This is a genomic window from Cupriavidus sp. YR651 (assembly GCF_900101625.1).
Lineage (GTDB): Bacteria > Pseudomonadota > Gammaproteobacteria > Burkholderiales > Burkholderiaceae > Cupriavidus.
The window spans coordinates 261,995-280,694 of record NZ_FMYZ01000007.1 but is presented as its reverse complement, the minus strand read 5'-3'; the positions used below and the strand labels follow the sequence as shown (position 1 = coordinate 280,694).

Below are 18,700 nucleotides of genomic sequence, written 5' to 3'. Positions count from 1 at the left end.
CGACCAGTCAGAGTCGTCACATTTTCCGCAACCCTCCTTTTGTGGGCTCAAGTTCACCCCGCCCGCGCCGATGATGAAAGATCGAAGACAAGCAGAGTTGGCGGCAAAGTCGACGGGTTCTTGCGGAAGAGCCTCGGGCGCAGGCCCAGATCGACAGCCGGCACGTGCAGGAACAGAAGCGGGGACACATGACAGCCGACGCGGGATTACGCCTGGAGCTCAGCCAGCCGGGAGATCAGGTACGGGCGTGCTTTTCGCCGGAGACGGGGCGCATGCCGCCGGACCGTGCTGCGCTCGAGGCGCGCCTGGAGGAGCACGGGTGGCGGGGGGCGCGGCTCGATCAGGCGGCCGTCATCGCCTTTCTCACCCAATGCCAGCTGACCGACCGGGATGTGGATGCCGTGATCGGCAGCATCCTGGATGGCGCTTTCGAGCTGGAAATCACCGCCGACAAGCTGTCGTTGCTGTTGACGCTGATGCCGCCGGAAGGCGGGCGGCCGATCGCGGTGGAAGACATCGCCGCCGCGGCCGCATCGATGAACGTCGTGGCGTTGCTCGACATGGCGGCCATCGGCGTGGCGCTGGAAGCGGGTAGCTGTGAAGGCCGCGAGATCGCACGCGGCGTGGCGGCCGTGCCGGGCGAGGCTGCGCGGTTCGACAGCCTGGTGCAGCCGCGCAAGCCCGTGCAGGTGGAGAACGAGGACGACCGCGTGGACCTGCGCGATCTCGGGAGCCTGCTGCTGGTCAATCCGGGTACCGCCCTCATGCGCCGCACGCCGGCAAAGCAGGGCAAGGACGGCATGGACGTGCTGGGCAAGGCGATTCCCGCGGAGGTGATGGTAGACACGCCGTATGCCGCCGACCTGACCGGGGTGGCCGTCGATCCCAACAACCCGAACCTGTTGCTGGCCGTGATCGCCGGATCGCCGCGCGTGATGCCCAATGGCGTGATCGTGAGCCCGGTGGTGGATGTGGAGGCCGTCGACCTCCATTCCGGCAACGTTAATTTCGACGGTTCGCTGCGGGTTTCCGGCGACATTCGCACCGGCATGACCGTGCGCGTGACCGGGGACGTGGTCGTCAGCGGCACCATCGAGGCGGCGCGCGTGGAAGCCGGTGGCGACGTCATCGTCAAGGGCGGCATCATCGGCAAGGCCGAGACCGCGCATGGTGGCGATCCCAATGACATCGCGAGCGTACGCACCAAGGGTGCCGTACACGCGCGCTACATCCAGAATGCCGTGGTCGAGGCGGCCACCGAGGTGATCGTCGAATCCGGCATCCGCCAGAGCGACGTCTCCGCCGGTGAGCGCGTGGTCGTCGGCACCCCCACGGGGCAGGGCAGTATCAGCGGGGGACGTACACGCGCGCTGCTGGCGGTCAATACGGCGATCCTGGGCGCGCCGGCCGGCAGTGCCACGACCGTGCAGGTCGGGCTGAATCCGTTTGCCGACGAGCAGAAGGCCGAGGTGGAGGGGCGTCGCCGCAAGGTGCTGGAGGAACAGGCCAAGCTGCAGCAGCTGGTGGCGTTCTTCGCCAAGAATCCCGAGCGTGCGGTGGGCGATATCCGCGAGAAGGCGCGCGCCACCATGTACAAGATCAACCGCGACCTGTTCGAGCTCGATGCCGAGATCGCCAGGCTGGCGGAGCAGATCAAGCCGTCCAACGAGGCCGTGATTGCCGTCAGCCGTCGCATCCACGGCGGCGTGACGCTTCAGGTGGGCCACAAAGTCCTGAAGGTCATGGAGGACAAGTCCGGCGGCCAGGTGCGCGTGGTGGACGACCGGATCACGGTCACCTGAGCCCCGCTGAATCCCCTGAGCCCCGCATTTGGCTAGGCCGTTTGCGTGGCGGGGTGACACGAAATGTGACCCGCGCGATGGGCCGGGTGACACGTTGCGTCATGCGTCGTGCCCGGAACGGATGATGGCTGGCATCGCTCGCGTTTGAGAAGTGCCCGCCGACCACCCGCTTTTCCCAATGGCACAAGCGTCTGCTGGCACCGACCTGGCGTTCGCCCCGTTTGAATGCGGTTGCAGGATTCGCCTGGCATGCAGTTTGCTGAATCCCCCGCCACAAACAACAAGAAAGGGGAGAAGACACCATGACTGCAATCGTGATTGAAGCCCAGCCGCTTGCCCGCCTCGGCATGCAGCGGATGCTGGCGCGCATGCCCGGCATCGGCGCCGTGCAGAGTATCGAGCCATCTGATATCCCGATGCTCGCCGCAAGCCGGGACGACGTCCTGGTGGTCTTCGGGATGTCCGGGGACGCCGCCGACAACTGGTGCTTGCTGCGTCGCCTGCATCAGGCGCTCCCCAATGCGCGCATCCTGCTGCTGTCGGACGGCGTGTTGCCGCGTGTGCCGTCATCGCTCCAGCCATTCGGCGTGATGGAGCACCTGCCAAAAGCCGCGCCCATCGAAACCATGGAAGCTGTCATTTTCCACATGCTGGACGATGATCCTTCCGCCCATCTGGCGGTGTCTGGTTCGGATGTCAGGCAGCCCCCGCGTCACCAATAAGTGACCCCGCTCGAGAGGTGCGTGCGCGGTGCGCGCGGGCGGCAGCGTTTCCTTGCGGTTATCCCGCCGTCACGGTTTTTTTGACCTAAGCTGGAACTGTGTCCTGGGGTGCCGCAGGATAGGCGAGGGAGCTAGTTCCGGGCAGCGAATGAAGACGCGGTCCAGCACACTGCGAAGGCGTTACGCGGAACCGGATCACGTGGCACTGGAATACCTGGAAGCCAACCTGTGAAAGCAGGTTGGCTTTTGTATTTTCGATGTGGTGCGGGCGAGATGCGAGTCGCCCAGGAAGGCGTGTGATCGGGTGGCGATCAGCGATGTGAAAACGGAGCGCTAAAAGTGGCGCGCCAAAACGCTAAAACGCTAAAACCAAAACAAAAGGCCCAACCGGTTGGTTGGGCCTTTTGCCTGAAGCTTTGGTGCCGAAGAGAGGAATCGAACCCCCGACCTTCTCATTACGAATGAGCTGCTCTACCGACTGAGCTACTTCGGCATCACGGTTCGATCTGTGATTCTTGCGAATCAATCGAATCGGATAGAGCCCGCAATAATATCAGCGACTTTTCGTTTTGTGAAGTCCCTCGTGCAATTTTTCGTGGGAAAGTTGCTGAGGGAAGAGGGCGGAGAGGCGGATGGCCCTCTCCTGCATTCACGTCGATGGCGCAGCATGTTGTCGCCTGGTTTACGCCTTCACGTGTGCCGTCGCCACGCCATCGCTTTCAGCATTCCTGGCGACGCATCAGAACTTGTGGCGCAGGCCCGCCATCACGCCCACGCGGCTGCCGTGACCGTAGAACGGCGTCTGGAACGTGGACTGCCCGCCCAGGGTGCGCCATGCGTCCGTCAGCGTCGTGTAGTCCGCTTCCAGATACACGTCCGTGCGCTTGCTGAACGCGTAGTCGAGCATCATCGAGCCAGTGAATCGGTTACCCGAATCATTGCCGTGCTTCAGGTGGTCGTAAGTGCCGAGCGCGATCAGCGACCAGGCATTGTTGAATGCGTACTTGCCACCCAGGTAGGCGGCCTGGTTCTTGTAGCCCGCGTTGTCGACGTTGCTGTTGGTGTAGCCCAGGTAGATGGTGGCGGGGCCGGCGGTGTAGGTGCCGCCCAGGGTCCAGACCTTCTGATCGCTGACCGGTACGGTCACGCCGTAATAGGTCGTTGTATCGCGCATGATCTGGTAACCGCCAGCGACCATGAACGGGCCCGCCGCATAGGTCAGGCTGCCGCCGGTGGACGACGAATTCGAGAAGCTGCCCGCCACCTCGCCAAACGCATGCTGGGCCGCGATGGTCAGTCCGCCGAACCTGCCGGCGTACTTGATCATGTTGTCCTGGCGCACGCCGCCCGTGTAGTTGCCGCCCTGGAAGCCGACGATGGCCAGGTTGGCCAGCGCCATGGCGTCGTAGCTGGCGATGACCTCGTGGATCACCGTGAACTGGCGACCGAGCGTGACGGTGCCGAATTCACCCTGCAGGCCGACGTAGGCCTTGCGGCCAAACAGGCGGTTGCCTTGCAGGCTCTGGCCGGCGTCCGGCGAGAAGCCCGACTCGAGGACAAACAGGGCCTGGTACCCGCTCCCCAGGTCCTCCAGGCCGTACATGCCCCAGCGGCTACCCGTGAGCACGCCATCGGTCATCTGCACCTTGCTGTTGCCGGCGGCGTTTTCGTTTGTGGTGTAGCGGATCGTGGTGTCGACAATGCCGTACAGCGTGACATTGGACTGGGCGTGCACCGGCGCGGAAGCGCCGATGGCGGCAAGGGATGCTGCGGTGACGAAGGGCGCAAGGGCTCGCTTCATGGTGAAAGTCTCCATCCTGGCTTGTTATGGCGTTGTTGTTGCGGAATGGCCGGTGCCTGCTTTCTTGTGGACTTCTGCGACGTCTTTGGCTCAGGTTGCTGCCTGCACCGGCGTGCGTGAAAGGCGCCAGGACTGGCAATCCCGGTGCCCGGGACATCGATCACCGCGGTTGGGAAAGGCAACTTAAGTCATCTGATGTCTTATGACATCGTACCTTACAGAAAAATAACACCGCAAGACATAGGACGAGACATTGGCCGGCGCACAACAGTGCGCCATGGCATTTGTCCGCGGGGAATAGCGGGATTTGCCGAGTCGCGTCGATGGATGGCTATCGCCAGTGTTCGTTATCCAGGCCAGTGGTGGCGGCCGTCACGGAGGATGGAGATCTGCTCAATGTCCCATATACCAAGCGGATTTCCGGTTGACGGAGTGCATGCTGTGGCGTGCGGAGCCGGGCGCGAAGAATGCCAGAAATTGCCCGATTCGATGGATCCACCAAGACCGGTCTACATGTCTGCAACTTAAAACTTCTAGGGAATTCACTGAGGTGTGACTGCCTTGACCCACGATGGTCGCAGGATTAGATTCCAGTCACGTTGTATGACGACAGATCAATAACACCTTCCCAGTCATCCTGCGTGGCCCCAGTGGCTCACGCCCGCGCACCCGAAACTATGTCTCTCGCCTCCCAAGACCCGCTCGACGGCGTCACCACCCGTTGCCACCGCATCCTGATGACAGGCGCCGCGGGCAACCTGGGCAAAGTCCTGCGTGACCGCCTGAAGCGCTATGCCGACGTAGTGCGCGTCTCCGATATCGCCGACCTCGGCACGGCACGCGAGCAGGAAGAAGTGGCGGCTTGCGATCTGTCGGACCCCAGGGCCGTGCATGAACTGGTGGCCGGCGTGGACGCGATCGTCCACCTGGGCGGCGTGTCCGTGGAGCGACCGTTCGAGGAAATCCTGCCGGCCAATATCCAGGGGACGTACAACCTTTATGAAGCGGCGCGCCGCCATGGCGTGCGCCGCATCGTGTTTGCCAGCTCCAACCACGTCATCGGCTACTACAAGCAAGGCGAGATGCTCGATGCCGATACGCCGCCGCGTCCCGACGGCTACTACGGCGTGAGCAAGGCCTTTGGCGAGCAGTTGGCCAGCTTCTACTTTGATCGCCATGGCATCGAAACCGTCGCGCTGCGCATCGGCTCGTCGTTCCCGGAGGCCAAGGATCGCCGCATGATGGTGACGTGGCTCGGTTATGACGATCTGGAGCAGCTGATCAAGCGCTCGATCTTCGTGCCCGACGTCGGCTTCACGATCGCCTACGGCGCATCGGCCAACCGCGACCGCTGGTGGGACAACAGCAAGGCCGCGCGCCTGGGCTTCCGGCCGGTGGAGTCCTCCGAGCAGTTCCGCGCCCGGGTGGAATCCGTGCCGCCGCTGCCGGCCGACGACCCGGCCGGCTGGTACCAGGGCGGGGCGTTCGTCAAGGCGGGCCCGTTCGGGGACTGAGCGCGATGGCCCAAGTCATCGAGCGGATCGGCGACATGCGCTGCGGCGTGGGCGAAAGCCCCGTCTGGCACGCCGCCGACGCCGCGCTCTACTGGACCGATATTCCCAACCGCACGCTGTGGCGCTTCGACCCGGCCACCGGGGCCACCGCCACATGGACGTTGCCCGAGATGGCGGGTTGCATCGCCATGACGGCCGATGGCGGCTGGCTGCTGGCCATGGAAACCGGCATCTTCCGGGCGGCGCGCCTGGTGCCGGGGCAGCCCGCGCCGGCGCTGGAGCGCGTGGCGACGGTTGCCCACGGACGCGCGGGCATGCGATTCAACGATGGCCGCTGCGATCGCCAGGGTCGCTTCTGGGCGGGCACGATGGTGATGGACATGTCGCTGGCCGCGACCGACGGCAAGCTGTATCGCTACGACGCCACGAGCGGTGCGCTCGATGTCATGCGCGAGACGCTGATTACTCCCAATGGGCTGGCCTTCAGCCCCGACGGCCGCACGATGTACCTGTCCGATTCGCACCCGACGCGGCAGGCGGTGTGGGCCTACGACTACGACACCGATAGCGGTACGCCGTCCAATGGCCGCCTGTTCATCGACATGACTGCGTATCCGGGCCGCCCGGATGGCGCCGCCGTGGATGCCGACGGCGGCTACTGGATCTGCGGCAACGACGCCGGCCAGGTGCATCGCTTCACGCCCGATGGCCGGCTGGACCGCAGCCTGTCCGTGCCGGCGGCCAAGCCGGCGATGTGTGCGTTTGGCGGCAGCGGGCTCGATACGCTGTACGTGACCTCGATTCGCACCGATGACAGCGATCTGTTGTCCGGCGCGGTGTTTGCGCTGCAACCTGGCGTGCGTGGCCTGGCGGAGCCCGTGCTGCGCGGCTGATGTTTCCGGCGGACTCCCGAGCCAGGGGGTTCACTGTTTGTCTTTGATCGAAGAACTACAACTCACTGGAGGCAATTCATGGTTTCATCCCGCTTCTCGCGTGCCCGCCTGGGCACCCTCATGGCCGCACTTGCCACCGCCGTGGCGATGCCGGTCGGCGCGCACGCCGCGGAAATGCGTTCCGCCGATATTCACCCCGACGACTATCCGACCGTGCAGGCCGTGCGCCACATGGGCGAGCTGGTCAAGCAACGCTCCAACGGCCGCCTGTCGATCAAGGTGTTCGCGCAGGGCTCGCTGGGCAGCGAGAAGGATGCCATCGAGCAGACCAAGATCGGCGCGCTGTCGATGGTGCGCGTGAATTCCGCCGCCATGAACAACATCTGCGAGGCGACCATCGTCCCGACGATGCCGTTCCTGTTCCGCTCCACCGAACACATGCGCCACGTGCTCGATGGCCAGGTGGGCGACGACATCCTGAAGTCGTGCGAGAAGAACGGCTTCATCGGCCTGGCCTGGTATGACAGCGGCTCGCGCTCGATGTACACCACCAAGCGCCCGATCCGCACGCTGGCCGATGCCAAGGGCATGAAGATTCGCGTGCAGCAGTCGGACCTCTGGGTGTCCCTGCTGGAAGCGATGCACGCCAATGCCACGCCGATGCCGTGGGGCGAGGTCTACACCGCGCTGAAGACCGGCCTGGTCGATGGCGCCGAGAACAACTGGCCCAGCTATGAAAGCTCGCGCCAGTTCGAGGTGGCCAAGTACTACTCCCTGACCGAGCATTCGATGGCACCGGAAATGCTGCTGTTCTCCAAGGTCATGTGGGACCGTATGTCGAAGGAAGACCAGGCGCTGATCCGCCAGGCCGCCAAGGACTCCGTGCCGTACATGCGCACGCTGTGGGACGAGCGCGAGCTGAAGTCGCGCAAGATGGTGGAAGCCGCCGGCGTGCAGATCATCCAGGTCGACAAGTCGTCGTTCCAGACCGCGATGAAGCCCGTCTATGACCGCTTCATCACCAGCGCCCAGATGAAGGACCTGGTGCGTCGCACGCAAGAGACGAAGTAAGCGAAGCTGCGTCGCCAGGGCAGGGCGGCCACCGCGCCGTCCGCCCGCTTCGGTAGTTCGGCAATTCGGCAATTCGCCTTGGGCCCGCCGGCCGCCAGGTCGCGCGCGGGCGGGCCAGACCCAGGACACGGAATCCCATCATGCTTTCGCCCTCTCCCACGCCGGCATCGCCCGCGGAAGGCACCCCTGGTGCCACCGCCGCCCCCGGCCAGCCGGAGGCCCAGGCCCCCGGCATCCCCTCCGGCGCCAGTCTCTACACCCGCTTCTGTGCCACGCTCGCCCGCATCTGCATGGGCCTCGGCGTCACCGGCCTCGTGCTGCTGGTCATTGCCGTGCTCACGCAGGTGTTTGGCCGCTACGTGCTGAACGACACGCCCACGTGGGCGGAAACCATCGCCATGCTGCTGGTGCTGTACGTGACGATGCTTGGCACCGCCGTGGGCGTGCGCGATGCCGGCCACATCGGCCTGGAATCGCTGCTCGTGCTGCTGCCCGAGCGCATCCGCACGAAGATCGAGCTGTTGATCCATGTGCTGGTCGGCACGTTCGGCGCGGTCATGGCCTACAACTGCGCGTTCCTGGCGATGTCCGTGGCGGACTACAAGCTGCCCACGCTCGGCATTTCCGAGGGCTGGCGCTACCTGCCGCCCGTCATCGCGGGCACGCTCATCGTGCTGTTTTCGATCGAACACATCATTGCAGTGCTGAAAGGCACGGAAGTGGAGCCGGCATGGCACTGATCATTATTTCCATCAGCTTCTTCGGATTGCTGATTCTCGGCGTGCCGGTGGCGTTTTCCATCGGGCTGTCGGCGGTGGTCACGATCCTCTATGAAGGATTGCCGCTGGCCGTGGTGTTCCAGCAGATGACGTCGGGCATGAACGCGTTTTCGTTCCTCGCCATTCCGTTCTTTATCTTCGCTGGCGAACTGATGCTCTATGGCGGCATCGCGGACCGCATCGTCAACTTCGCCAAGTCGATGGCCGGGCACGTGCGCGGTGGACTGGGCATGTCCAATGTGGTCGCCTGCACGCTGTTTGGCGGCGTGTCGGGGTCGCCGGTGGCGGACGTGTCGGCCATGGGCGCGGTGATGATCCCGATGATGAAGCGCGAGGGCTATCACGCCGACTACGCCGTCAACGTGACCACGCACGCGGCATTGGTGGGCGCGCTGATGCCAACCAGCCACAACATGATCATCTACACGCTGGCCGCGGGCGGCAAGGTCTCGATTGCCGCGCTGATCCTGGCCGGCGTGCTGCCCGCGCTGATCCTGACGATCTGCAACCTGGCCGCGGCCTACTTCGTGGCGCGCAGCCGCGGCTATCCGGCCGGCAAGTTCCCGGGCTGGGAGATCGTCGGCCATTCGCTGGCGGCGGCGCTGCCGGGCCTGTTCGTGGTGGTGCTGATCCTGGCGGGCATCCTGTCGGGGGTGTTCACGGCAACGGAATCGGCCGCGGTGGCGGTGCTCTACGCGCTGGCGCTGACGGTGCTCGTGTACCGGTCGCTGACGCGCGAACAGTTCGTCAAGGCCGCGGCCAAGGCGGTCAAGACGACCGGCGTGGTGCTGCTGCTGATCGGCATCTCGGGCACGTTCGGCTACCTGATCAGCCTGTACGGCGTGGCCGAGTTGACCGGACAGTTCCTCAGTTCGCTGTCGACCAGCCCGTGGATGATCTTCCTGATGGTGAACGTGATGCTGTTCGTCCTCGGCACCTTCCTGGACATGGCGGCCACGATCCTGATCTGCACGCCGATCTTCCTGCCGATCTGCCAGCACTACGGCATGGGGCCCGTGCAGTTCGGCATGCTGATGCTGATCAACTGCGCGCTGGGGCTGAACACGCCGCCGGTCGGCACCACGCAGTTCGTGGGTTGCGCCATCGGCGGGGTGTCCGTCGGCCAGGTGATGAAGACGATCTGGCCGTTCTACGGCGCGCTGCTGGCGGCACTGCTGATGGTCACGTACGTGCCGGCGTTTTCGATGTGGCTGCCGGACCTGCTGCTCAAGTGAGGCAGACCACGGGCGGCGTGTGGCTGGAAGCGGGGCCGATCCACACGCTGCGCGCCGGGCCGCACGCGCTCGTCGTCGCGCCCGCCGCTGGCGGGCGCATGGCGTCGCTGACCACATCGCGCGCGGACGGTGCCGTCATCGAATGGCTGGCGCCGATGCCCGCGCAAGCGCTGCGCGAGGGCTTCGATGCCCATGCGTGGCCGAAGGCTGGCCTCTATCCGCTGCTGCCGTTTTCCAATCGCATCCGCAATGGCCGCTTCCGCTGGAACGGGCAGGACATCGTGCTGCCCGCCCATCCGGGGCAGACGCATGCGATGCATGGGTTTGGCCACGTCCGGCCCTGGCAGGTCGTGCACGAGAACGTCGATGCCATCACGCTTGAACTGCGCCACGTGCCGGCGCCGGGCGACTGGCCGTGGCACGTGTTTGCCCGGCAATCGATCGTGCTCTCCCTGGACGGCCTCGTGGCGGAGCTCGTCGTGCGCAACGACGGCGACAGCGCGATGCCCGTTGGCGGCGGCTTCCATCCGTTCTTCGCGCGCGTGCCCGGCATGCGTGTCCAGTTCGATGCGGCACACCTGTGGCCTGCGGACCATGGCGGCGTTGCCACGGGCCGCGCGGCCGTTGGCGACCGCGAACGCTTCCTGCGGGAGCGCAACTTGCCGGAAGCGGATTTCAGCATCTACTACAGCGGCTGGAAGCGACAGGCCACGCTCAGGCGGCCCGATGGCGCCACGCTGCTGATGCGTGCGGGCGAAGGTTTGGACCACCTTGTCCTGCATGCGCCGGCCGGTTGCGACTACGTCTGCCTGGAGCCCGTCTCGCACGTGGCGGATGCGGTCAACCTGGCCGCACGCGGCTGGGAAGGCGCTGGGCTGCGCGCGCTCGCGGCCGGGGAATCCGTGGTGTATCGCATGCTGTGGCGCATCGACCTGCCGGCCTGATGAAGGATCGACATCGCAGAGACGGATGTCGGGCGGCGCACGGCGCCCATGTGCATCGCAAAAGAAAACAGGGCGCCGAGGCGCCCTGTCTTGCATGCACGATCCGCTCGCCGGCTTACGCCTTGGGCGCGGCTTCCTGGTGGTAGCGCGTCACGCGATCCACCTCGTTCTTCGACCCGAGGATCACCGACACACGCTGGTGCAGCTTGGTCGGCTGCACGTCCAGGATGCGCTCATGGCCATTGGTGGCCGCGCCGCCTGCCTGTTCGATCAGGAATGCCATCGGGTTGGCTTCGTACATCAGGCGCAGCTTGCCCGGCTTTTCCGGCTCGCGCTTGTCCCACGGATACATGAAGACGCCGCCGCGCATGAGGATGCGATGCACGTCGGCAACCATCGACGCAATCCAGCGCATGTTGAAGTTCTTGCCGCGCGGGCCTTCCTCGCCGGCCAGGCATTCGTCGATGTACTGGCGCACGGGCGGGGCCCAGTGGCGCATGTTGGACATGTTGATCGCGAATTCCTTGGTGTCTTCCGGAATCTGAATGTCCGACTGCGTCAGCACGAAGCTGCCGGCCTCGCGGTCCAGCGTGAACATGTGCACGCCGTTGCCGACGGTCAGCACCAGTGTGGTCTGCGGGCCGTACACCGCGTAGCCTGCCGCCACCTGATGCGTGCCCGGCTGCATGAAGTCATGCTCGGTCACGGTCTGGCCCGGCTTGGGCATGTGCAGCACCGAGAAGATCGTGCCGATCGACACGTTCACGTCGATGTTCGACGAACCGTCGAGCGGATCGAACAGCAGCAGGTATTCGCCCTTCGGGTAGCGGTTGGGGATCTCGTAGAACGAGTCCATTTCCTCCGAAGCCATGGCTGCCAGGTGGCCACCCCATTCGTTGGCGTCCAGCAGCACTTCATTGGCGATCACGTCCAGCTTCTGCTGGGTTTCGCCCTGGACGTTGCCGGTGCCGGCCGAGCCCAGCACGCCCGCGAGGGCGCCCTTGCTGACGGCGTTGGAAATGGCCTTGCAGGCGCGCGCAACCACCTCGATCAGCAGCCGGAGCTCTGGCTGGATCGTGTTGTGCTTGCGCTGCTCCTCGACCAGATAGCGAGTGAGGCTGATGCGTGTCATGGTGGGTTCTCCTTGGATGGCCGCAATTCTACATGTCCGCCGGGGCGGACATGGCACTTTCGCGGTCAGCCGGCCAGGGCCTTGCCGACGATTTCGCGCACGTCGCGCGACAGCGTGGACGCCGCCGCCACGCGCTCCAGCGCCGCACGCATGCGGTCGCGCAGCGGCATCGCGTACTTCTGCCAGCGGTCCAGCACGCGCGCCAGGCGGGCCGCCACCTGCGGGTTGATCGCATCCAGCGCCAGCACCTGGTCCGCCCAGAATGCGTAGCCGGAGCCATCCTCGGCGTGGAACTGGGCCGGGTTGCCGGAGCAGAAGCTGAAGATCAGCGATCGCGCGCGGTTCGGATTGCGCAGGTTGAAGGCGGGATGCTCCATCAGCGCGCGCACGGTGTCGATGGTGCGCTTGCCGGCATGCGGGCCGACCTCGCCGCGCTGCATGCCTTGCAGCGAAAACCACTTGTCGATGACCAGCGCATCGTTTTCAAAGCGATGGTAGAAGTCCGCTAGCGCATGCTCGCGGCCCGGCGCGAAGCTGTTGACCAGCGCGGAGAGGGCGGCAAAGCGGTCGGTCATATTGTCCGACTGCTGGTAATGGCGGTCCGCCAGCGCCTGCATGTCGGCGTCGCCGCTGTCGGCCAGGTAGCCGAGCGCCAGGTTGCGCAAGGCGCGTCGTGCCATCGCATCGGCGTCGGGGCTGTAAGGGCCCGGCGTGGCGTTGGCCTCATAGGCGGCCAGCCATTCGCGCTTGAGCGCCCGGGCCAGGCCCTCGCGCATGAAGAGGCGGGCGCGGTGGATCGCGGCGGGATCGGCCACGCCCATGCGCTCGGCCAGGTAGGCTTCCGCCGGCAGCATCAGCGCCTGTTCGCGGAAGGCCGGACTCAGCGTGCCGTCGCCCAGCACCGTGCGGAACGCGGCCACCAGTCCTGCATCCAGCTTTAATTCGCGGCCGGCCTGCACATCCGTTACCAGTTGCAGCAGGGCGCGCGTGGCCAGACGCTGGCCGGCTTCCCAGCGGTTGAAGGCGTCGCTGTCGTGCGCCAGCAGGAAGGTCAGCTGGGCGTCGGTGTAGTCGTAGTCGACGATTACCGGCGCGGAGAAGTCGCGCAGCAGCGAGGGCAGCGGCGACTCGGTGCCGCGGGGCAGGTTGACGAAACGGAAGGTCTGCTCGGCCTGCGTGAGGTCGAGCACGCGCGTCGTGGCGGTGCCGGCCGGTTCGCCGTCGATTTGCAGCGGCAGGTCGTTGCCGTCCGCACCGATCAGGCCAACCGCGAACGGGATATGGAATGGCTGCTTTTCCGGCGCGCCGGCACGGGTTTCAATGCCGACCTTCGGGCAGCGCTGGGCGAGCGTCAGCGTGAGGGCGCCCGCGGCGCCGTCCCATGCGGTTTTCACGGTCACCACGGGCGTGCCGGCCTGGCTGTACCAGAGGCCGAACTGTGCGAGGTCGCGGCCATTGGCGTCGGCCATCGCCGCCCGGAAGTCATCGCAGGTGACAGCGTGGCCATCGTGCCGCTGGAAGTACAGGTCCATGCCCTTGCGGAAGCCGTCGCGGCCCAGCAGGGTCTGGTACATGCGCACGACCTCGGCGCCCTTCTCGTACACGGTGACCGTGTAGAAGTTGTTGATTTCCTCATAGCTGTCAGGGCGCACCGGGTGGGCCATCGGGCCCGCGTCTTCCGGGAACTGCACCTGGCGCAGCACGCGTACGTCCTCGATACGCTTGACGGCGCGGCCGGACTCCGAGCCCATCATGTCGGCCGAGAACTCCTGGTCGCGGAACACCGTCAGGCCTTCCTTGAGCGACAGCTGGAACCAGTCGCGGCAGGTCACGCGGTTGCCGGTCCAGTTGTGGAAATACTCATGGCCCACCACGGACTCGATATTGGCGAAGTCCACATCGGTCGCGGTCTGGGCGTTGGCCAGCACGTACTTCGTGTTGAAGATGTTCAGGCCCTTGTTCTCCATCGCGCCCATGTTGAAGTCGCTGACGGCGACGATCATGAAGCGGTCCAGATCCAGCTCCAGGCCAAAGCGACGCTCATCCCAGCGGATGGAGTTGACCAGCGAGTCCATCGCGTGACGGGTCTTCTCCAGGTCCTGCGGCTCCACCCAGACTTGCAGCAGCTTGTCCTTGCCGGACGCCGACTGGATGCGTTCCTCGATACAGGCGAGCTTGCCGGCCACCAGCGCGAAGAGGTACGACGGCTTGCGGAACGGGTCCTCCCAGACGGCTTCGTGGCGGCCGTCCGGCAGTTCGCGCTCGGACAGCAGGTTGCCGTTGGAGAGCAGCACCGGGCTGGCCGCACGGTTGGCGCGCAGCGTGACGCGATAGGTCGCCATCACGTCGGGGCGATCCAGGAAGTACGTGATGCGACGGAAGCCCTCGGCTTCGCATTGCGTGAAGAAGTTGCCGTTGGAGACATAAAGCCCCGACAGCGTGGTGTTGGCGGCCGGGTTGCAGGCCGTGGTGATCTCGAGCGTGCCTTGCGCGGGCAGGCCCGGCAGAGTCAGGGTGCCGGCTTCCTGGCGGGCTTCCGCCAGTGGCTTGCCGTCCAGCTTCACGCCGACGAGTTCGAGCTCCTCGCCCGCCAGCACCAGCGGGGCATCGGCGGCGGCGTCTGGCGAGCGTCGGAATTGCAGCGTGCTGGTGACGACGGTGCGTTGCGGGTCCAGTTCGAGCACCAGGTCGACATGATCGATGGCGAACGCGGGCGGGGTATAGTCCTTGCGATAGACGGTAACGGGCGTATCGGTGCGCAGCATGGGGAATCCTGTCTTCGGAATGACCGGGGGCGAGGCGCCGCGCAATCACGGCGCCGAAGTCCTCATTGTAGCCAAGGGGGTTGTGGCTTGCGCCACGTCATTGGCGGCATGGGAATTTCGGGCGACCGTTCGTGTCTGAAGAAACGTCGTCCGAACGAACAATAAAGAGGTATCGCGATGTGGCAAGCCGTATCAGCATGGGGTCGCAGGAGTGGATGCAGGGGGGGAGTGTGGGCGCTGGTCGCGCTGGCGGCGCTATGGCTGTCCGGCTGCGCCAGCACGGTGACCACCGAGGTCACGGCGTTCCGGCAGGCCGGCTGGCAGAACGACGCACCACGCACGTACGCCTTCGAGCATACGCCGCAACAGGAGGCGCAGCTGGAGCGCCAGACCTACGAGCAGTGGCTGGCGGATGCGATGGCCGGCGTGGGCTTCGAGCAGGCGCCGGCCCGGCAGGCGCGCTACCTGGTGTCGATGGAATACGATGCGGCGCCGGGCTTCGTCCGCGTGGCGGAGACCGTGTACCCCGATCCCTGGTATGGCCCGTGGGGTCCGTACTGGGGCCCGTATGGCGGCTACCGCCCCTATGGTCCGTGGGGTTGGGGCCCGGGCTACTGGCCACCGCAGACCGTGGTGCGCGACGTGCCGGTAACGTTCTCCAGCCTGCGTGTCTATTTCAAGGATGCGGCCAGCGGCAAGCGCGTCTACCAGGTGACCGCGCGTAACACCACCGAAGGCGGCAGCCTGCCGTCCGTGATGCCGTACATGATCCGCAGCGCGTTCACCGAATTTCCGACCGAAAGCGGACGGCCGCGCCGCGTGACGCTTGAGGTCGACAAGGACAAGACCAGGTAGCGCCGCCGTGCCGCGCGTTCACCTGTGAAACAGATCTATATTTCCTACCGCGCGGTAAAAGCAGTTTTGCCCCAAATACCGGGAAAATCATTGAAACAGGCGCTGCAAAGGACTGTCGCAAGGGGGCGGCTGGGCTAGAATGGCTGCTCGATTTTTCCGGCCCATGCCGCCGGAACCCGTCACGGTGCGCACGGCGCGGACCGGTCGGACCCCGGCAGGGCCTCTTTCCGGACGATCAGCATGAGCAGCAAGACCGGCGGTGATGCACCGCAACATGTCCCCAACAGCCCCGAAGCGCAACTGCGTCTCGCTGCACTGGAATATCACCGCAGCCCGACCAAGGGCAAGATCCAGGTAACGGCCACCAAGGCGCTGTCCAACCAGCGCGACTTGTCGCTGGCCTATTCGCCGGGCGTGGCCTACGCCTGCGAGGAGATCGCGAAAGACCCCGCCATGGCCGCCGAGTACACCTCGCGCGCCAACCTCGTGGCCGTGATCACCAACGGTACCGCGGTGCTCGGCCTGGGCGACATCGGTCCGCTGGCCGGCAAGCCGGTGATGGAAGGCAAGGGCTGCCTGTTCAAGAAGTTCGCCGGCATCGACGTGTTCGACATCGAACTCGATGCCCACGACCCGGACAAGATCGTGGAAATCGTCGCCGCACTGGAACCCACGCTCGGCGGCGTGAACCTGGAAGATATCAAGGCGCCGGAATGCTTCTACATCGAGAAGAAGCTGCGCGAGCGCATGAACATCCCCGTCTTCCATGACGACCAGCACGGTACCGCCATCATCTCGGCCGCCGCATTGCTGAACGGCCTGAAGGTTGTGGGCAAGGAGATCGGCAAGGTCAAGCTGGCGGTCTCCGGTGCCGGCGCCGCGGCCATCGCCTGCCTGGACACCATGGTGAGCCTGGGCGTGAAGCGCGAGAACGTCTACGTGACCGACTCGAAGGGGGTGATCTACAGCGGCCGCGATGCCAACATGGAGGCCAACAAGGCCCGCTACGCGCAGGACACCTCCGCCCGCACGCTGGCCGATATCGTCAATGGTGCAGACGTCTTCCTGGGCTGCTCCACCGCGGGCGTGCTGACTGGCGACATGGTCAAGACGATGGCCGACAAGCCCATCATCCTGGCGCTGGCCAACCCGGAGCCGGAAATCCGTCCGGAAGTGGCCAAGGCCGCGCGCCCGGACTGCATCATCGCCACCGGCCGTTCGGATTACCCGAACCAGGTCAACAACGTGCTGTGCTTCCCGTACATCTTCCGCGGCGCGCTCGATTGCGGCGCGACCAAGATCACGGAAGAAATGAAGCTGGCCTGCGTGAAGGCGATTGCAGAGCTGGCCGAGGCGGAACTCAATGACGCCGTGGCCGCCGCCTACGGTGGCCGCGAGCTGAAGTTCGGCCCGGACTACATCATCCCGACGCCGTTCGACCAGCGCCTGATCGAGAAGATCGCCCCGGCGGTGGCCAAGGCCGCGGAAGAGTCCGGCGTGGCAACGCGTCCGATCAAGGACCTGGAAGCCTATCGCCTGCAACTGACGCACTACGTGTATCACACCGGCCTGATCATGAAGCCGGTGTTCACCGCCGCCAAGGCCGCGCCGAAGCGCGTGGCCTACGCCGAGGGCGAGGAAGAGCGCGTGCTGCGCGCCGTGCAAGGCGTGGTGGATGAAGGCCTGGCCCGTCCGATCCTGATCGGCCGCCCGCACGTGATCCAGATGCGCATCGAGAAGGCTGGCCTGCGCCTGCGTCCTGGCGTGGACTTCGAGCTGATCAATCCCGAAGACGATCCGCGCTATCGCGCCTATCACGAGGCCTACCACGCACTGCGTGGCCGCGACGGCGTGACGCCGGACATGGCCAAGGTGGCCCTGCGCCGCTCGAACACGCTGATCGGCACGATGCTGATGCACATGGGCGATGCCGACGCGCTGCTGTGCGGCACCGTTGGCCGCTTCGAGGCTCACCTGGAGCACGTGCGCGACGTTATCGGCCTGGCGCCGGGCGCCAAGGTGTTCGCGGCGATGAATGCGCTGATGCTCGAGAAGTACACGCTGTTCATCACCGACACCTTCGTGAACGATGACCCGACTGCCGAGGAACTGGCTGCGATCACGCAACTGGCTGCCGAGGAAATCGCGCGTTTCGGTCTGCAACCGTCCGTGGCGCTGATGTCGCACTCGATGTTCGGTTCATCGAACCGTCCCTCGGCGCGCAAGATGCGCGAGGCGGCCCAGATCCTGGCCAAGGTGGCGCCGCACCTGCAGGTGGAAGGCGAGATGCAAGGCGACGCCGCGCTGGTCGAGGACGTGCGCCGACACTTCCTGCCGGGCACCAAGCTGAATGGCAGCGCCAACCTGCTGGTGATGCCGACGCTGGACGCGGCCAATATCGCCTTCAACCTGCTCAAGATCACGGGCGGGCAAGGCGTGACCGTGGGCCCGATCCTGTTGGGTGCGGCCAAGCCGGTGCACATCCTGAACCCGCAGGCGACGACCCGCCGGATCGTCAACATGACGGCCGTTGCTGTGGCGGAGTGCGGCGCCATTCGCTGATCGGACTGATCGGGCTGATCGTGCGATAGCGGCCAGTGCATACGGCAACCACCGTACAGCGCACGTGTTGCGCATGGCCGCAACGCAGCAAAAGCTGGTGAAGAATGGAAAGCGCCCCGGAAGCTGTATAGGCTTCCGGGGCGCTTTTTCTTTACTTCAGCCTGCGCGCAGAAACAAAAAGGGCCGAGGCCCGTACAGTAATAAACAGGTCTCAGCCCTCTACAGGCCAGCCGGCGAGCGGCGTGGTCTACCGGGTTTCAGGTCGGCTCATCGGAGCCGGCCACGGCGTGTCGGTGCGCTGGCAGTGTCTGCCTGGATTGCCAGCGCGTCGGCGGGCACGTTGCCACTATTGCAGTACGTTGTACTGCTCCCGCATTACCACGATGATCGAACGGGCGGCGGCCATCTTATGCGTCAGGTCGTCGAAGGTATCCTGGCGAATGTCGACCTCAGCGCTCCAGTTGCAACCGGTGTGGTCCGGCCGATGCACGCGCATCGCATGCAACTCCACCTCGCCGCATTCCGGGTTGTTATCCAGGCACTGGCTCAGGATTGCCATCAATTCCGACCGGGTTTTCGCATAGCGCCGCATGAGTTACCTCGCTCGTTCCTGTCTCGTGATCCG

Annotated in this window: 14 protein-coding genes and 1 tRNA gene; 10 read left to right on the top strand and 5 right to left on the bottom strand. The window is 65.3% G+C overall.

Going from position 1 to position 18,700, the window contains the following annotated elements:
* Nucleotides 1-188: 188 nt before the first annotated feature.
* The gene (locus BLR29_RS20480) at nt 189-1,802 is read left to right on the top strand and encodes a DUF342 domain-containing protein (protein WP_092138936.1); all 1,614 of its coding nucleotides are present in this window, start codon (nt 189-191) and stop codon (nt 1,800-1,802) included.
* Between the two features lie 302 nt (nt 1,803-2,104).
* Nucleotides 2,105-2,524 carry a response regulator transcription factor gene (locus BLR29_RS20475; RefSeq protein ID WP_176861006.1) on the top strand — a complete coding sequence of 140 codons (420 nt, stop codon included), beginning with the start codon at nt 2,105-2,107 and terminating at the stop codon, nt 2,522-2,524.
* A gap of 417 nt (nt 2,525-2,941) precedes the next feature.
* On the opposite strand, the gene BLR29_RS20470 is transcribed toward BLR29_RS20475, so the two are convergent.
* Nucleotides 2,942-3,017 (bottom strand) — tRNA-Thr (locus BLR29_RS20470).
* Between the two features lie 246 nt (nt 3,018-3,263).
* Nucleotides 3,264-4,325 carry a porin gene (locus BLR29_RS20465; protein ID WP_092138934.1) on the bottom strand — a complete coding sequence of 354 codons (1,062 nt, stop codon included), beginning with the start codon at nt 4,323-4,325 and terminating at the stop codon, nt 3,264-3,266.
* 677 nt (nt 4,326-5,002) lie between these two features.
* Here BLR29_RS20465 and BLR29_RS20460 point away from each other — a divergent pair.
* From BLR29_RS20460 to BLR29_RS20435, 6 genes are all read left to right on the top strand, one after another.
* Nucleotides 5,003-5,839, top strand: coding sequence for an NAD-dependent epimerase/dehydratase family protein (locus BLR29_RS20460; RefSeq protein WP_092138932.1), 837 nt, complete (start codon nt 5,003-5,005; stop codon nt 5,837-5,839).
* Nucleotides 5,840-5,844: 5 nt separating this feature from the next.
* Nucleotides 5,845-6,732, top strand: a complete 888-nt coding sequence (locus BLR29_RS20455; protein WP_092138931.1) for an SMP-30/gluconolactonase/LRE family protein — start codon at nt 5,845-5,847, stop codon at nt 6,730-6,732.
* Nucleotides 6,733-6,810: 78 nt separating this feature from the next.
* The gene (locus BLR29_RS20450) at nt 6,811-7,803 is read left to right on the top strand and encodes a TRAP transporter substrate-binding protein (RefSeq protein ID WP_092138929.1); all 993 of its coding nucleotides are present in this window, start codon (nt 6,811-6,813) and stop codon (nt 7,801-7,803) included.
* A 290-nt stretch (nt 7,804-8,093) separates the two neighbouring features.
* Nucleotides 8,094-8,543: a TRAP transporter small permease gene (locus BLR29_RS20445; protein ID WP_092139173.1), complete on the top strand. Its 450-nt coding sequence runs from the start codon at nt 8,094-8,096 to the stop codon at nt 8,541-8,543.
* The gene (locus BLR29_RS20440) at nt 8,534-9,817 is read left to right on the top strand and encodes a TRAP transporter large permease (protein ID WP_092138927.1); all 1,284 of its coding nucleotides are present in this window, start codon (nt 8,534-8,536) and stop codon (nt 9,815-9,817) included. Before BLR29_RS20445 ends, BLR29_RS20440 begins: the two co-directional genes overlap by 10 nt.
* Nucleotides 9,814-10,761: an aldose 1-epimerase gene (locus tag BLR29_RS20435; protein ID WP_255371334.1), complete on the top strand. Its 948-nt coding sequence runs from the start codon at nt 9,814-9,816 to the stop codon at nt 10,759-10,761. Before BLR29_RS20440 ends, BLR29_RS20435 begins: the two co-directional genes overlap by 4 nt.
* A 115-nt stretch (nt 10,762-10,876) precedes the next feature.
* Here BLR29_RS20435 and BLR29_RS20430 read toward each other — a convergent pair whose 3' ends face one another.
* Together BLR29_RS20430 and pepN are read right to left on the bottom strand one after the other, a co-directional pair.
* The gene (locus BLR29_RS20430; protein WP_092138925.1) at nt 10,877-11,893 is read right to left on the bottom strand and encodes a class 1 fructose-bisphosphatase; all 1,017 of its coding nucleotides are present in this window, start codon (nt 11,891-11,893) and stop codon (nt 10,877-10,879) included.
* Nucleotides 11,894-11,958: 65 nt separating this feature from the next.
* On the bottom strand, nt 11,959-14,658 hold the full coding sequence (gene pepN, locus BLR29_RS20425) for an aminopeptidase N (protein ID WP_092138923.1): 2,700 nt from the start codon (nt 14,656-14,658) through the stop codon (nt 11,959-11,961).
* A 237-nt stretch (nt 14,659-14,895) separates the two neighbouring features.
* On the opposite strand from pepN, the gene BLR29_RS20420 reads away from it, so the two are divergent.
* Together BLR29_RS20420 and BLR29_RS20415 are read left to right on the top strand one after the other, a co-directional pair.
* On the top strand, nt 14,896-15,513 hold the full coding sequence (locus BLR29_RS20420) for a DUF4136 domain-containing protein (RefSeq protein WP_255371343.1): 618 nt from the start codon (nt 14,896-14,898) through the stop codon (nt 15,511-15,513).
* 240 nt (nt 15,514-15,753) lie between these two features.
* Complete coding sequence (locus tag BLR29_RS20415; protein ID WP_092138919.1) at nt 15,754-18,075, top strand: NADP-dependent malic enzyme; 2,322 nt, start codon at nt 15,754-15,756, stop codon at nt 18,073-18,075.
* Between the two features lie 346 nt (nt 18,076-18,421).
* On the opposite strand, the gene BLR29_RS20410 is transcribed toward BLR29_RS20415, so the two are convergent.
* A complete protein-coding gene (locus BLR29_RS20410) occupies nt 18,422-18,667 on the bottom strand; it encodes a hypothetical protein (protein ID WP_092138917.1) in 246 nt (81 codons plus the stop codon).
* Nucleotides 18,668-18,700: the final 33 nt, after the last annotated feature.

Coding starts and splice junctions, on each gene's coding strand:
- BLR29_RS20415 (WP_092138919.1), top strand. CDS start 15,754: ATGAGCAGCAAGACCGGCGGTGATGCACCGCAACATGTCCCCAACAGC.
- BLR29_RS20410 (WP_092138917.1), bottom strand. CDS start 18,667: ATGCGGCGCTATGCGAAAACCCGGTCGGAATTGATGGCAATCCTGAGC.
- BLR29_RS20430 (WP_092138925.1), bottom strand. CDS start 11,893: ATGACACGCATCAGCCTCACTCGCTATCTGGTCGAGGAGCAGCGCAAG.
- BLR29_RS20440 (WP_092138927.1), top strand. CDS start 8,534: ATGGCACTGATCATTATTTCCATCAGCTTCTTCGGATTGCTGATTCTC.
- BLR29_RS20460 (WP_092138932.1), top strand. CDS start 5,003: ATGTCTCTCGCCTCCCAAGACCCGCTCGACGGCGTCACCACCCGTTGC.
- BLR29_RS20445 (WP_092139173.1), top strand. CDS start 8,094: ATGGGCCTCGGCGTCACCGGCCTCGTGCTGCTGGTCATTGCCGTGCTC.
- BLR29_RS20465 (WP_092138934.1), bottom strand. CDS start 4,325: ATGAAGCGAGCCCTTGCGCCCTTCGTCACCGCAGCATCCCTTGCCGCC.
- BLR29_RS20480 (WP_092138936.1), top strand. CDS start 189: ATGACAGCCGACGCGGGATTACGCCTGGAGCTCAGCCAGCCGGGAGAT.
- BLR29_RS20455 (WP_092138931.1), top strand. CDS start 5,845: ATGGCCCAAGTCATCGAGCGGATCGGCGACATGCGCTGCGGCGTGGGC.
- BLR29_RS20450 (WP_092138929.1), top strand. CDS start 6,811: ATGGTTTCATCCCGCTTCTCGCGTGCCCGCCTGGGCACCCTCATGGCC.
- pepN (WP_092138923.1), bottom strand. CDS start 14,658: ATGCTGCGCACCGATACGCCCGTTACCGTCTATCGCAAGGACTATACC.
- BLR29_RS20475 (WP_176861006.1), top strand. CDS start 2,105: ATGACTGCAATCGTGATTGAAGCCCAGCCGCTTGCCCGCCTCGGCATG.